Source organism: Pantoea sp. CFSAN033090, assembly GCF_001264395.1.
Classification (GTDB): domain Bacteria; phylum Pseudomonadota; class Gammaproteobacteria; order Enterobacterales; family Enterobacteriaceae; genus Pantoea; species Pantoea agglomerans.
In genome coordinates, this window is sequence record NZ_LGYX01000014.1 from 1 (window position 1) to 14,024 (window position 14,024).

General features: G+C 55.9%; 10 protein-coding genes, 1 rRNA gene and 1 pseudogene. 3 read left to right on the forward strand and 9 right to left on the reverse strand.

The annotated features are described in order from the left end of the window. The first annotated feature begins 115 nt into the window (after positions 1-115). Together rrf and AFL22_RS13840 are read left to right on the forward strand one after the other, a co-directional pair. Positions 116-231 (forward strand): 5S ribosomal RNA (gene rrf, locus AFL22_RS13835). A gap of 277 nt (positions 232-508) precedes the next feature. Then, positions 509-1,798, forward strand: a complete 1,290-nt coding sequence (locus AFL22_RS13840; protein ID WP_052271634.1) for an MFS family transporter — start codon at positions 509-511, stop codon at positions 1,796-1,798. 9 nt (positions 1,799-1,807) lie between these two features. On the opposite strand, the pseudogene AFL22_RS23470 reads toward AFL22_RS13840, so the two are convergent. From AFL22_RS23470 to trxC, 5 genes and pseudogenes are all read right to left on the reverse strand, one after another. Continuing rightward, positions 1,808-2,118, reverse strand: a pseudogene (locus AFL22_RS23470) (YfiM family lipoprotein). 26 nt (positions 2,119-2,144) lie between these two features. After that, the gene (pssA, locus tag AFL22_RS13845; protein WP_029519515.1) at positions 2,145-3,500 is read right to left on the reverse strand and encodes a CDP-diacylglycerol--serine O-phosphatidyltransferase; all 1,356 of its coding nucleotides are present in this window, start codon (positions 3,498-3,500) and stop codon (positions 2,145-2,147) included. A 117-nt stretch (positions 3,501-3,617) separates the two neighbouring features. Further along, the gene (locus AFL22_RS13850; protein WP_052271635.1) at positions 3,618-6,275 is read right to left on the reverse strand and encodes a bifunctional acetate--CoA ligase family protein/GNAT family N-acetyltransferase; all 2,658 of its coding nucleotides are present in this window, start codon (positions 6,273-6,275) and stop codon (positions 3,618-3,620) included. A gap of 138 nt (positions 6,276-6,413) precedes the next feature. After that, a complete protein-coding gene (locus AFL22_RS13855; RefSeq protein ID WP_052271636.1) occupies positions 6,414-7,091 on the reverse strand; it encodes a tRNA-uridine aminocarboxypropyltransferase in 678 nt (225 codons plus the stop codon). Between the two features lie 81 nt (positions 7,092-7,172). Continuing rightward, positions 7,173-7,592, reverse strand: a complete 420-nt coding sequence (trxC, locus tag AFL22_RS13860) for a thioredoxin TrxC (protein WP_010257800.1) — start codon at positions 7,590-7,592, stop codon at positions 7,173-7,175. A 159-nt stretch (positions 7,593-7,751) separates the two neighbouring features. On the opposite strand from trxC, the gene AFL22_RS13865 reads away from it, so the two are divergent. Beyond that, on the forward strand, positions 7,752-8,933 hold the full coding sequence (locus tag AFL22_RS13865; RefSeq protein WP_052271637.1) for a tRNA/rRNA methyltransferase: 1,182 nt from the start codon (positions 7,752-7,754) through the stop codon (positions 8,931-8,933). Between the two features lie 36 nt (positions 8,934-8,969). On the opposite strand, the gene emrB is transcribed toward AFL22_RS13865, so the two are convergent. The 4 genes from emrB to AFL22_RS13885 form a co-directional block, all read right to left on the reverse strand. Further along, positions 8,970-10,505 (reverse strand): multidrug efflux MFS transporter permease subunit EmrB, encoded by a 1,536-nt coding sequence (emrB, locus tag AFL22_RS13870; protein WP_010257793.1) that lies wholly within the window; start codon positions 10,503-10,505, stop codon positions 8,970-8,972. 16 nt (positions 10,506-10,521) lie between these two features. Then, entirely contained in the window at positions 10,522-11,694 is a 1,173-nt protein-coding gene (gene emrA / locus AFL22_RS13875; protein ID WP_052271661.1) for a multidrug efflux MFS transporter periplasmic adaptor subunit EmrA, read from the reverse strand. 150 nt (positions 11,695-11,844) lie between these two features. Then, entirely contained in the window at positions 11,845-12,375 is a 531-nt protein-coding gene (gene mprA, locus AFL22_RS13880) for a transcriptional repressor MprA (RefSeq protein ID WP_003850381.1), read from the reverse strand. A gap of 302 nt (positions 12,376-12,677) precedes the next feature. Then, positions 12,678-13,865, reverse strand: a complete 1,188-nt coding sequence (locus AFL22_RS13885) for an MFS transporter (protein ID WP_052271662.1) — start codon at positions 13,863-13,865, stop codon at positions 12,678-12,680. Positions 13,866-14,024: the final 159 nt, after the last annotated feature.

The window sequence follows — 14,024 nt, forward strand, 5'->3', positions numbered from 1 at the left end:
GACAAGGCGCAGAGCGAGGACATCAGCGGGAGCATACTGAAGTATGTGACCGGTGTGGCTGAGCGATGGCAACGCGGTCATGGCGTAAAAGATTCGTTTCGTGCACCAAGATTTGCCTGGCGGCTTTAGCGCGGTGGTCCCACCTGACCCCATGCCGAACTCAGAAGTGAAACGCCGTAGCGCCGATGGTAGTGTGGGGTCTCCCCATGCGAGAGTAGGGAACTGCCAGGCATCAAACAAGTGAAGAAGCCCCGCACAGTAGTGCGGGGCTTTTTTACGTCTGCACTTTGCCACGTTAAGCTGAAAACGTGACCTGCAGGCATGCGGTATGTCACCCTTAACTACCCATTTTTCACTTCTGAATGACCAGCAACCCGCTGATTTTTCGATAATTAGCGACATGGCTCACAATAATAATCTCGGATTACGCCGCCTTTACCTTCAGTAGACTTAAATGCTTTACTCACTCCTTTAAACGCTGTTGATCAGCAAGGAACAGAGGTAAGGCATGGCACCCACAAATAATAAAACTCAGACGGATGATACAAAGAAACGTATCTGGGCTATCGTCGGCGCGTCATCAGGTAACCTGGTTGAGTGGTTCGACTTCTACGTTTACTCCTTCTTCTCACTCTATTTTGCCCACATTTTCTTTCCGCAGGGCGATACCACCACTCAGTTGTTACAGACGGCGGGCGTTTTTGCGGCAGGATTTTTAATGCGTCCGATTGGCGGCTGGCTGTTTGGCTATATCGGCGACAAACATGGCCGAAAAAATTCGATGCTGGTTTCAGTCTGCATGATGTGTTTTGGTTCGCTGGTGATCGCCTGCTTACCCGGTTACGCAACGATCGGCGTGGCTGCGCCCGTCATTCTGCTGCTGGCGCGTATGTTTCAGGGATTATCGGTGGGCGGAGAATATGGGACCAGTGCAACCTACATGAGCGAAGTGGCTCTGGAAGGACGCAAAGGATTCTACGCCTCATTCCAGTATGTCACGCTGATTGGTGGCCAGTTAGCGGCGGTACTCACCGTCGTGGTCCTGCAATTTCTGCTGACGGATGCAGAACTGCGAAGCTGGGGCTGGCGTATTCCGTTCTTCCTCGGCGCACTCCTCGCCGTTGTCGCATTATGGTTAAGACGCTCACTGGAAGAGACCTCAGATAAGACGAGCCGCGATCATCGCGATGCGGGTAGCGTAATCGGGTTACTGCGCAATCATACTCGTCCCTTCCTGATGGTGCTGGGTTTCACCGCAGGCGGCTCCCTGAGTTTTTACACCTTCACCACCTACATGCAGAAGTATCTGGTTAATACGTCAGGTATGGATCCTAAAACCGCCAGCGGCCTGATGACCGGTGCGCTGCTGGTCTTTATGCTGATTCAGCCGATTATCGGTGCCCTGTCAGATAAAATTGGTCGTCGTACCTCGATGATGATTTTTGGCGCGGGCGCAGCCATCTGTACGGTCCCCATTCTGACACTGTTGCAAAACGTGCAGAGCCCTGGTGTGGCTTTCCTGTTAATCATGCTGGCGCTGCTGATTACCAGCTTCTACACCGCCATCAGTGGCATTCTTAAAGCAGAAATGTTTCCGCCACAGGTGCGCGCACTGGGTGTAGGACTATCTTACGCAGTAGCGAATGCGATCTTTGGTGGGTCGGCAGAGTATGTTGCGTTGCTGATGAAGCAGCAGGGGATTGAGACGACTTTCTTCTGGTATGTTTCAGCGATGGGCGCGGTGGCATTTCTGGTGTCGCTGTTGCTGCACAAGCGCGGTAAGGGGATTAAGCTTTAACAGAGAAAGCTACTGACTCAGATTCCACAGGGCAATGCCGCTGGCAGCACCGGCGGCATCCCAGGCGAAATCTTTCCAGCTCCAGCCGCTGCCATTCGGGCGGCTGTCATACCACTCTTTTCCCGCCCCAGGCGTTAATGAAAACAGTCTGGCTTTGCCGGTCAGAATGGTGCTGACGCTGCCTGCCCATATTCACTACCGGCAGCGGCCAGGACTGCAGAGGCGACAAAATGCTCCGCTTTATCCCGTCCGCTCCACTGATCTTCCGCCATATGGGCGCATCCGCTACACAACAACACAGCAAGCAGCACACTTCGCATAGCAGATGCCTTATTAACCGTAGTGATTAAAGAATCCGGCTGATCAGGCGATCGATACGTATCCGGCGCAGACGGCGAATCAGCTTGCGCACCTTGGCCGGGTAATCAGCAATACTTTCAAGCTCACGGAAATGCGTTACTACCGTCGTGTTCTGCCGGATTAACGTCAGTTCCTTCTCACGCTGAGCCGCTAACTCCTGATGAGGATCGTGGATCAGCACCGCATTTTCCAGATCGAGCCGCCAGGCACGTGGATTGAGGTTATTACCGGTAATCAGCTGCCATTCGTCATCAACCCACATTCCTTTAAGGTGATAACTATTCTCGCCATCCTTCCACAGTCTCACGACCAGCTGATCGGTCGTAACGTAGTAGTGCAAACGGCTCATAAAGCGACGCAGATTGATTTCATACAGGTAAGGCAGCGCGCCTATGATTTTGAACGGCTGATCGGGCGCAATATAGAAGTCATTGGCTGTTTTATCGCCGACGATGATCTCAACCTGTTTTCCCTGACGCAGAAGATGAATGATATTACGTACCAGCAAGGCGGGCATGTTGAAGTAGGGGGTACAGATGATCAGCTTCTGTTCCGCACAGGGCATCAGGTGGAAAATGGTTTTATTGAGCAGGCTATGCTTACCCAGACCGACCAGCGGCGTGACCGTCAGTTCATCGTTGCCGGCATTCCCTTCAAACTGATAATTGAAACCGCGCAGGTCCTGACGGAACTGGCGTGTCTCATTTTTAATTTCAGGACTTGAGGGGCGCTCAGCAAAATCGAGTCGGTTTACCGCTTCCGCTGACTTCAGATTGAGCGTGATCCAGTCATACATCGTATCTGTCAGCTGGGAATTACGGATAACCTGATAACGGTCATAGCGATACTTATCATGCTGATGCAGGTAGACATCATTGATGCTGGCGCCGCTGTAGAGCAGCATGTCATCAATAATGAACCCTTTAAGGTGGAGCACGCCCAGCGCTTCACGGGTATTGACCGGGATACCATAAACCGGGATGGCGATATCCGGATAACGTGTCGCCATTTCGCAATACCAGTCGGCATTGGTTACGCCTCGCGCTGCGCCAATTCGCCCACGCTGCGCACGGTGCCAGTCAACCAGAATCGAAATATCCAGCTCCGGCCGCGCCTGCTTCGCACTATAAAGCGCATCCATGACGGCACGTCCGGCGTCATCATTTTCCAGATAGAGCGCAACAATACAGATGCGAGTCTGCGCTGCCGCAATTTTCTCCAGCAACGTCTGGCGAAATTCGGCAGGCGAGTAAAGTGTCGACACATCCGCAACGGATTGTGACAGTTTCGGCAGCTGTGCGAGGTGTTGTTGGTGTTTGTTACGTTTAAATTTAGACAACATCACAGTGCACTTCTTCTCTGTTCATTGCATGGCCTTTTGCCATCAAATCAGGGTTATAACCACAAATAATAACATCAACTTCGCCGATTCGAACGTTTTTTACCTTTCTCTACAAGGTTAGTTGATCTCATTCTGTAAAGACAATTTCAGGCTGACAATACCGTCATCCAGTTGAATATCAACATGAAAGTTGAGCTTTCGTGCCAGCGTAATCATGCCGCGGTTATGGGGCATGGTGATACCGTTCAATTGTTGCAAGCCGTGATGCCGGGTATAGCGGATCATCTTTTCCAGCAGACGACGGCCCATGCCTAAGCCTTTCAGGTCGGAACGGACCAGCACCGAAAACTCCGCATCAATGTTATCTGCATCAGAGATAGCGCGGGTGACGCCGATGATCTCGGGGCGCCCATGATGCTGACGTACCGCCACAATCGCCATCTCGCGGTCATAATCGATCTGGGTCATGTTGGCGAGATCATCATGAGTAAACTCACTGATTTCACTGAAGTAGCGGTAGTAGAGATCTTCTTTGGTGACCTGACTGATGAAATCGCGCAGCAGGGGCTCATCCTCTGGCAGAATGGGCCGGAACAGGCAGAATTGCCCATCCTTTAACTCTACCTGCTCTTCCAGATGCTGAGGATAAGGACGTATTGCCAGCCGTGCTTCGTTATCGCCGTGGAACGGAGCCAGCGTCAGGGTGACATCCAGCAGGGTAAAATCATTGCCCGCCGCCAGCAGCGGATGAATATCCAGTCGCTGTATCTCCGGGCAATCCACCACCAGGTTAGAGACCTGCACCAGCAGCTGGCTTAAACCGGGGATATCCAGCGGATTCAGCGCGCTGCGGCTGCGGATTTTTCCGCTCTTGATCGCCTGAATCACCAGATAGCGTGCCAGCGTCATATTCAGCGGGGGAAGGGCAACGGCAGCCTGTTTATCGGCCTGCCATTCAACGCCGCCTTCCCCCAGCATAATGATCGGGCCAAACAGGGCATCCTGTTCGACCACGACCCGCAGCTCCTGTGCGCCTGCACGACTCGCCATGCTCTGAACCAGCAGCCCTTCGATACGTGCCTGCGGCAGCGTCTGTTTTACCCGATCAAAAATGGCCTCAGCGGCATGCTCCACTTCGCTGGCATTACGCAGGTAGAGCATCACGCCCTGCACCTCCGATTTATGCGCGATATCGGGTGAACGCAGTTTTAGCGCCACCGGATAGCCAATCTGATCGGCAATGGCCACTGCCGCCTTACTGTCGCTGGCGATCCAGGTCGGCAGCGTGGCCATCCCGTAAGCCTGCAACACCGGCTGCACTTCGTGGGTATCCAGCGCAGTAACACCACGCTCCAGCGCCTGTGACAGCAGCTGGTGTGCATGGGCACTGTCCAGGTTCAGGGTGGCGGGCAGGGCAGGGGTTTCGCGCAGCTGCTTCTGGTTACGGCGGTACTCAACCTGATGCATAAAGGCGGTCACTGTTCCCTCTGGCGTGCGCCAGGTCGGTATGCCCGCCTGCGTAAAGGCTCGGCGCGCGGCTTGTGAAGAGAACTCGCCGCTCCAGTTGGTCAGCAGCGTCACCAGCTTACCGCGCGGGTGACGAGCGATGGTGTCGATCAGATGTCCGGCCGTTTCAGTCGCGGGCGCGACCGCGCTTGGCGCATGAATAATCATCAATGCATCAAGTTCATGGCTGTCGAGCAGGATCTCTGTGCAGGCGGCATAACGTTCTGCTGTGGCGTCATCTTTTAAATCCAGCGGGTTGCCGCGGCCTGCGCCAGCGGGCAACAGCGCCTCGAGCTGCTGAATCGTCTGCTCGCTGAGCTGCGCCAGTTTCCCGTTGCGGGCATAGAGCTCATCCAGCGCCAGCGCGGCGGGGGCGGCACCATTACTGATGATCATCAGCCTGTCGCCACGCAGCGGCCGCATATGACTCAGCGACTCAACGGCGGAGAAGAGCTCATGGGTATCCTGCACCCGCAGTAACCCGGCACGCTGAATGGCTGCATCCCAGGCGGCGTCCAGACCGCTGTGGGTGCCCAGCAGCGCCTGTGCTTCACGGCTGCGGCCACTCTTGATCACCAGAATCGGTTTATTACGGGAGGCGCTGCGTGAGGCAGAAACAAAACGACGCGCATCGCTGAGGTGCTCAAGATAGAGCAGGATAGCGCTGGTTTTACCGTCGCGAGCCAGGAAGTCGAGCAGATCATCGACATCGGTATCCAGACTGTCACCCAGCGCGATAAACCAGGAGAATCCGAGATTACGCTGCTGCGCCCAATCGAGAATGGTGTTGGATACGGCGGCGGACTGGGAGATAAATGCGATACGGCCTTTCTCTATCGGCACTGGCGAGAAGCTGGCATTCAATCCCTGCCAGGGGGCCAGCAGTCCAAGACTGTTCGGGCCCAGCAGACGTATCTGCCACTGGCTGGCGCAGGCTTTGAGTTCGGCCGACTGGCTGGCGGGCGCAGAGAGGATAATGCAGGCTTTGCAGCCTTTCTCCCCGAGCTGTTGTAGCAGTTCGAGGTTACGTTTTGAGTGGGTGCAGATCACTGCCAGGTCTGGCGCGAAAGGTAAGCTGTCGATGGTGGGCCAGGCCAGTACGCCGCTGACCGCTTTATATTTCGGCGTCACCGGCAACACCGGGCCGCTAAAACCGCCCGCCAGCAGGTTACGCATCATAAAGTATCCGGCGCGCCCTGGCGTGACCGAGGCACCAATCACCGCAATTGATTTAGGTCGTAACAGCGCTTCCAGTCCGCGTTGGCTCATCTCGCTCTCCAGAGTTCGGGATTTGCGTGATTGTAAACGCTTTTTGCTGGCAGTGCTTTCGGGCAGATCGCAGGCTGCGCATCCCGATTTTAATCTCTGTCCCCGCAGGGACGCTCCCACCAGGAGGTGACAGGGCGATTAATCCTGTCCGGCGTGGTGCGGTTTCCCTGCCAGGTAGGCCGCGCGGAACTGATCAAAATGGTGAGATAACGCCTCAGCCGCCAGCCGATCGCCCGCCTGCGCCAGCAGCGCCGCGGCCACTTCAGCAGTGCAGTGCTGACCTGCGCCGTGGGCTTCACGCAGCGTATAGCGCGACGGGGTGCTGACCTCCAGCGACATCACCGGCAGGGCGTCGAGCCAGGGGCTTTTACGGAACATTTTGCGGGCTTCGGTCCAGGTGCCATCCAGCATAATAAACAGCGGCGGCTTGCCACTGGCGGGCGGCGTTGTCAGCACTTCGCGACCGGGGTCGGCATAGGATGCCGGGAAAACCACCAGCGGCTGATAATCGGGATTGCGCACCGCCGCCAGCAGCAGCGGATCCGGCTCGGTGCGTGACCAGCCAAAAGCCTGGGTATCCGGCAGAATATCGGCAATCAGCCGACCGGTGTTGCTCGGCTTCATCGGCTCGGTATCGAACATCACCAGGCAGAAGCGGCTACGGGCGGACTGCGGCACAATCTGACTGCAGAGACAGTTGATCTCTGGCAGCAGGCAGCCCTGACAGCGGATGACCCGATTCCCGCGCGCGAGGAAAGGACGGGTGGATCGGGCCAGGCGTTGGGTGCGCAAGCGCAAAACAGCATTATCAGACATGAGTATTCAGGGCAGGAAAAACGTCAGTGTAATCGAAGCGCAGGCGAAAAGGAAAAGGCCAGCCAGGCTGGCCTCTGAAGATTAAAGTGACTCATCCAGCCATTCATTGAAAGGCGCTTTGGGCATCGCGCCATTCAGCATGTCGACCCGTTCGCCGTTCTTAAACAGCATGATGGTCGGGATACTGCGAATGTTGAAACGGGCGCTCAGGGCCGGTTCCGCTTCGGTGTTCACTTTAATAAAGCGGACTTTACCGCTGCGTTCACTGGCGACATCTTTAAACACCGGCGCAAAATTGACACAGGGACCACACCAGGGCGCCCAGAAATCGATCACCACCGGCAGATCATCCTGCAGATATTTGTCAAAGTTAGCGCTGGTGGCATTCACCACTTCGCCATCAAATAACGCATTTCCACAGCGACCACATTTCGCCACGTCGGCAAGGCGTTCTTCAGGAACGCGATTGGTTGCCTGACAGGAAGCGCATACCGTATTCATAGGAACCTCTGATGTTGAAAAGTGTCAGTCTGATAAATATTGTTCATTATGAAAGGAGACGGATTCCCTCTCAATCTGGATTGCTCTATAGGTTCAATAGTTGATAGCTAAGCGCCAGCACATCAGGTAATCTGCGCGCTCTCAATGCAGGAGGAAGACATGAACGACGAATTTAAAGGCAAGAGCGGTAAGGTTAAGGTGATGTACGTGCGTGGCGAGGACGATAAAAGCGCGCGCGCGCCTAATCCTCGTACAGGCAAAGGTGGTCACGCTGCTGCCCGTTCGGATGATAATCGTCGTTCGTCTGGCCCCCGTACTGAACGCAGTCAGGAAGGTGGTCGCTCCGCTGGCCGTCGCAGCGACGACACCGGTCGCAGCAGTTCACCGCGTCGTGATGAAGGCGGACGTAGCGCTCCACGCCGTTCAGACGATGGCGCAGGCCGCCGCAACGATCGTGGCGATGATAATCGCGGCGCCTATGGCAGCAGCGATTCCCCATGGCGCACCGTGTCACGCGCGCCATCAGCAGATCGTCCGGCAACCGAAAGCGATAAGCCGGATCACGGCGGCATCAGCGGCAAAAGCTTCGTCGATCCCGAGCAGATCCGTCGTCAGCGTAACGAAGAGACGCGCGTCTATGGTGAGAACGCCTGTCAGGCGCTGTTCCAGAGCCGTCCTGAAGCGATTGTTCGCGCCTGGTTCGTGCAGGAAGTGACACCGCGTTTCCGCGAAGCGCTGCGCTGGCTGGCGGCTAACCGCAAAGCCTATCACGTCGTGGAAGATGCAGAGATTACCAAAGCGTCAGGCACTGAGCATCACGGTGGCGTCTGCTTCCTGATCAAAAAGCGCATGGGTATGGCGGTTTCTGAATGGCTGAGCCAGGCGAATACCAAAGATTGCGTGCTGGCACTGGAAGATGTCAGCAACCCGCATAACCTCGGCGCGATTATGCGCAGCTGCGCGCACTTTGGCGTAAAAGGTTTGCTGGTGAACGACGCCTCATTGCTGGAGTCAGGCGCAGCGGTACGTACCGCAGAAGGCGGTGCTGAGCATGTGCAGGCTATCAGCGGCGCAACTTTCAGTGAAGGTCTGGAAGCGTTCCGTAAAGCGGGTTACACCATCGTCACCACCTCCAGCCATCAGGGCACGCCGCTGGCGCAGGCTCAGCTGCCCGAGAAAATGGTGCTGGTGTTAGGGCAGGAGCGTGAAGGTCTCTCTGACACCGCGTTCAAACAGGGTGACATGAGCCTGTCGATTGGCGGCACCGGCAACGTAGAAAGCCTTAACGTCTCGGTCGCAACCGGCGTACTGCTCGCCGAATGGTGGCGTCAGAACGCATAAAAAAACGGGCCGAAAGGCCCGTTTTGCTGTGTAACGTTAGTGCGCGCCACCGCCACCGCCGCCTGCGCTAAACGGCGGGCGGGCAAACCAGATCAGCACCAGCAGAATCAAAAAGACCCCCGCCGACGCCCAGAAAATTTCATTCGCTGAAATAATCAGTCCCTGATTGGTAATCTGCTGCGCGATCCAGGCCGACGCCTGCTGCTGCGTCATCCCCATGCTCTCCAGCTGGCTATACATCTGCTGCGAATTGACGTTGTAAGGGGTAATCGACTCCGTCAGGTAGCTATGATGCATCGACTCGCGGTTACTCCACATAGTGGTGGTAATCGACGTTCCCACCGAGCCTGCAAAGGTACGCATAAAGTTCGACAGGCTGGAGGCAGCGGCCATGCGCTCCGGCGGCAGTCCCGACAGCGTAATGGTGGTCAGCGGCATAAAGAAGCAGGCCACGGCAAAGCCCTGAATAAACTGCGGCCAGGCTGAGGCACCAAAGTCCATTCCCGGTTCAAACGTATACGCGCGCCAGTAGAAGCAGACGGCATACATAATGAAGCTGAACGTGACCAGCCGTCGCATGTCGAGCTTATGGGCAAAGCGTCCGATGATCGGCGACAGGATCACCGGCAAAATGCCCACCGGCGCAGACGCCAGACCGGCCCAGGTTGCGGTGTAGCCGTAGACCTCCTGCAGCAGCTGCGGCAACAGAACAATCGAGCCGAAGTAGAGCATATAAGCCAGACTGATCGACAGGCAGCCAATGGTGAAGTTGCGCGACTTAAACAGCGACAGATCTATGATCGGGTGATCGTCAGTCAGCTCCCACACCAGCAGGACTGACAGCGCAATCACGGCCACTACCCCGAGCACGATGATCTCGGACGAGTTAAACCAGTCGAGCTCCTTTCCGCGATCCAGCATCACCTGCAAACAGCCGATCCCCACCACCAGCAGCACCAGCCCGACCATATCGATCCGCCGGATTTCGGTTTTGGTTTCCCGGCCGCGCAGGGTTTGCAGCGTCAGTATTACCACCGCCACACCAATGGGCACGTTGATAAAGAAGATCCAGCCCCAGTGATAGTTATCGCTGATCCAGCCGCCCAGTATCGGGCCACAGATCGGGGCGACGATCACCGTCATCGCCCACAGCGACAGCGCAACACTGCGCTTGGCGGGCGGATAGTTGTTGAGCAGCAGACTTTGCGACAGCGGGATCAATGGACCCGCGACGATCCCCTGAATGACGCGGAAGAATATCAGCATCTCCAGGCTGTCTGACATGCCGCACGCCCAGGAGGCGATAGCAAAAAGAATGGTCGACCAGGTAAAGAGCTTCACTTCACCGATGCGTTTTGCCAGCCAGCCGGTCAGCGGGATCGAGATCGCATTGGCCACACCAAACGAGGTGATCACCCAGGTTCCCTGGGAGTTCGACGCCCCCAGATTACCGGCAATCGTAGGGATAGCCACGTTGGCGATGGTCGAGTCCAGAACCTGCATGAACGTCGCCAGCGACAGCGCAATGGTCATCAGGACCAGCGGCATTCCTTCAAGCGGTTTTTGTGCCATTACAGCCTCCGCGTCATCATCCGGCGTTGGCGCGGACGATATAGGTGATCAGCTGATTGACCGGCGCAAGGTCAATCGCTAGTGCGTTGCTGCTGTAAGCGGCTTGCTGACGGGCGCTGGTGGCCAGCGCGCTGCCCTCTTTGCTGGTGGTATCTATTTTAACCAGCGTTGAGAGACCAATACGCAGCGGATGTCTGGCGATATCTTCCTGATTCAGTTCGATACGAACCGGCAGGCGCTGAACCACTTTGATCCAGTTACCGGTGGCATTCTGTGCCGGCAACAGTGAGAAGGCGCTGCCGGTGCCCATATCCAGTCCTGCAACTTTGCCCTGATAAACCACTTCGTCACCGTAGATGTCGGCAACCACGGTGACAGGCTGACCAATACGAACGCCAGCCAGCTGGGTCTCTTTAAAGTTGGCATCGACCCACAGATTCGTTGCAGGCACGACGGCGAGCAGCGGGGTGCTGGTGGAGATTTGCGAACCGACCTGCACGCTGCGACGGGAGACAAAACCATCCATCGGACTACGGATTTCGGTGCGCTGCAGCGCCAGCCAGGCGTCACGCAGCTCAGCCGCGCTCTGTTGCACGGCAGGCTGATTTTCCAGTGAGGTGTTGAGGATCATCGCCTGATTCGCATTGTATTGCTGAATCGCCACGTCCAGTTGTGCTTTGGCCGTCGCGACGGCATCGCGGGCGTGCTGCAACTCTTCACGGCCAATCAGATTAGCCGCGCCTAACGGCTCACGGCGTTTCAGGTCGGCCTGTGCCTGCGCCAGAGCGGTCTGTTGCAAGGTAATGCTGGCCTGATACTGTTTGCCATTAATCATCAGCTGATGCGTCTGACGCACGCTGGTGGCGAGTGCCGTCTGCGCTTTTTCAAACGCCTGCTCCGCATCCGTCTTATCCAGTGAAACCAGCACATCGCCTTTTTTGACGAAATCGGTATCTTCAAACCAGACTTTATTCACGCTACCGGAGACCTGTGCCATCACCTGCACCTGGTTACCCGCAACGTAGGCGTCATCCGTTTCCTGAAAATGGCGCAGGACCAGGAACCAGTAAACTCCCCAGGCAATACCAATCAGCACAAAGATCAGCGCCAGCACGATGAGCACACTTTTGCGCTTCTTCTTTTTGTTGGCTGACGGTTGCGGGCTTTGTGCTTCTGCCGTTGCACTCATGTCTTTCTCCACGTTTTCCATTTAGTCGGGCGGCAGAAATCCCTTTTCGCCAGCGCCCGAGTCGAAAAAGCCAGCGACTGAGCGCTGGCCAGATAAAAAAGGAAATTAAAATAACGATTCCGACAGGTGATTGTGTCGCACTTATTGCTATTAGCGGGAAAGCGAGGCGATCAGCTGATCTTCATCCATTTTATCAAGACGATTAAGTAGCTTACGGGTAATGCCTTCCAGCTGCGACTTCTCATCGACGGAGAGCGACGACCAGAGGTACTGCAGGCTCTGATGCTGAGGTGGCAGCAACTGACGCAGGAACTCCATCCCTTTATCGGTCAGATGCAGGTGCAGGCAGCGACGGTCGTGATCGCTTTCGCGACGCTCAATCCAGCCGCGCTTTTCCAGCTCATCAGCAATGCGCGTGGCATTGGTGCGTGAAGAGCCAAGGGCAGAGCTGAGCTCAGAGGGCTGAATACTATGGTTTTCCTGTGCATCCAGCGTAATCAACGCCATGAACAGGGTTTCATTAATACCCTGTGCTTTCAGCATTTTATTGCGGTTGTCCAGCAGTTTACCCTGCATATGCATACAGAGACGCGTCAGAATAATTTCCTGCAACGGAAAATCCTTATGGCGATTGGCACGGATGTTTAGCATCTGCTCAATGGGAGTAAACGAACTTTCCATTAAAAAAAACCTCACTAATTGCAACTTGTATAATAACTATGGTGACAGGATAAGCGTAGTCACTTTTTGGCAGGTGATCGCTGACAGAATCACTATTCACCATCAAAGGTATTCCAGGCCATTCCCTGGCCCTGGGTCAAAAACCCGTACGTCCGGCGGCAGCCGCTGTGCCGGAACGTGATCAAAAAGGGGGCAAATTTAATAATATCGCGGGGAAAAATAACTGAAGTGAATAGGTTTGCTACTAACCATAACAAACCTAACCATTTGTGACCAGACGCAATGCGCTGTCCGGCCAGGCTTCAGTTGATTTTTTCCGGCTCAAAGCGCGATCCGGCTGCCCAAATCAGCAGATTAACCACAGTCAGCAGCGCGCCAGCGCCACAGACGCCATACCAGCCCCAAAGATGGTAAGCGGTCGCGGAGAGCAGTGAGCCGGCCGCGCCACCCATAAAGTAGCTGGTCATGTAACCGGCATTAAGACGGTTCCGCGCCTCCGGCATCTGCGCGTAGATCACGCTTTGATTGGTGATATGGACGGCCTGTACCGCCAGATCCAGCAGCAGGATGCCGACGATCAGCGGCGCAAGCTGCTCCGCGCCCCACGCAATGGCGGCCCACGACAGCAGCATAAGCAGCAGGCCCAGTCGGGTGGTCAGCTTCGCTTTACCCTTGTCAGCCAGCGCGCCCGCCTGACGTGCGGCCAGCGCACCCGCGGCACCGACCAGCCCCAGCAAGCCAATCTCGCCCTCTGAGAAGTGATAGGGCTCCCCGGCGAGCAGAAAGGCCATTGAGGTCCACAGCAGGCTGAAATTGGCAAAGGAGAGGCAGCCGGTCCAGGCGCGGGTGCGGAGCACCCGATTACCCGCATACAGGCGAAAGATGGAGGCCAGCAGTTGCGGATAGCTCATGGGCACGGACTGTTTCACGCGCGGCAGCGATCGCCACAGCGCCAGGGCCATCACCACCATCAGCAGGCTGGCAGTCCAGTAAACGGTACGCCAGCCGCCAAGCTGCGCCAGGCCGCCTGCCACGGTTCGCGCCAGCAGAATCCCCAGCAGCAAACCGCTCATTACCGTTCCCACGATTTTGCCGCGCCGCTCCGGCTCTGCCAGCGTGGCGGCCAGCGGCACCAGGATTTGTGCGGCGACCGAGAACAGGCCGGTCATCACCGTGCCCAGCAGTAAAAAGAGAAAGGAGTGCGAAAGGGCGATAATCACCATGCCGGCAGCAGCCAGCAGGATCATCGTAACAATCAGGCTGCGTCGTTCAAACCGATCGCCAAGCGGCACCAGCAGCAGCAGACCGCAGGCGTAGCCCAGCTGCGCCGTGGTGACAATAAATCCGGCGAGGCTGACAGAGAGATCAAACTGTTGGGCGATGGTATTCAGTAGTGGCTGAACGTAGTAATTACTGGCTACGCAGAGGCCAGTTGCTACTGACATCAGCATTACTAAAGCAGGCGTCAGACCCTGGCGAGTCGCATTCATAAACAGCATCGGTCGCTAATAATCATTTGAGGTTAATAGTAACTCAAAAAACTATTTCACACGCATGTTTATTAACAGGCCATACCAGTCGGGATATCAGCCATAAAAAAGGGCAGAAAAATTTCTGCCCTCAGATAACTGCCCGACTAAAAGCGTATG

Bases quoted from the DNA above. Each gene is read 5' to 3' on its own strand.
- pssA (WP_029519515.1), bottom strand. From the start codon at position 3,500: ATGTTGTCTAAATTTAAACGTAACAAACACCAACAACACCTCGCACAG.
- AFL22_RS13865 (WP_052271637.1), top strand. From the start codon at position 7,752: ATGAACGACGAATTTAAAGGCAAGAGCGGTAAGGTTAAGGTGATGTAC.
- emrB (WP_010257793.1), bottom strand. From the start codon at position 10,505: ATGGCACAAAAACCGCTTGAAGGAATGCCGCTGGTCCTGATGACCATT.
- AFL22_RS13885 (WP_052271662.1), bottom strand. From the start codon at position 13,865: ATGAATGCGACTCGCCAGGGTCTGACGCCTGCTTTAGTAATGCTGATG.
- emrA (WP_052271661.1), bottom strand. From the start codon at position 11,694: ATGAGTGCAACGGCAGAAGCACAAAGCCCGCAACCGTCAGCCAACAAA.
- AFL22_RS13840 (WP_052271634.1), top strand. From the start codon at position 509: ATGGCACCCACAAATAATAAAACTCAGACGGATGATACAAAGAAACGT.
- mprA (WP_003850381.1), bottom strand. From the start codon at position 12,375: ATGGAAAGTTCGTTTACTCCCATTGAGCAGATGCTAAACATCCGTGCC.
- AFL22_RS13850 (WP_052271635.1), bottom strand. From the start codon at position 6,275: ATGAGCCAACGCGGACTGGAAGCGCTGTTACGACCTAAATCAATTGCG.
- AFL22_RS13855 (WP_052271636.1), bottom strand. From the start codon at position 7,091: ATGTCTGATAATGCTGTTTTGCGCTTGCGCACCCAACGCCTGGCCCGA.
- trxC (WP_010257800.1), bottom strand. From the start codon at position 7,592: ATGAATACGGTATGCGCTTCCTGTCAGGCAACCAATCGCGTTCCTGAA.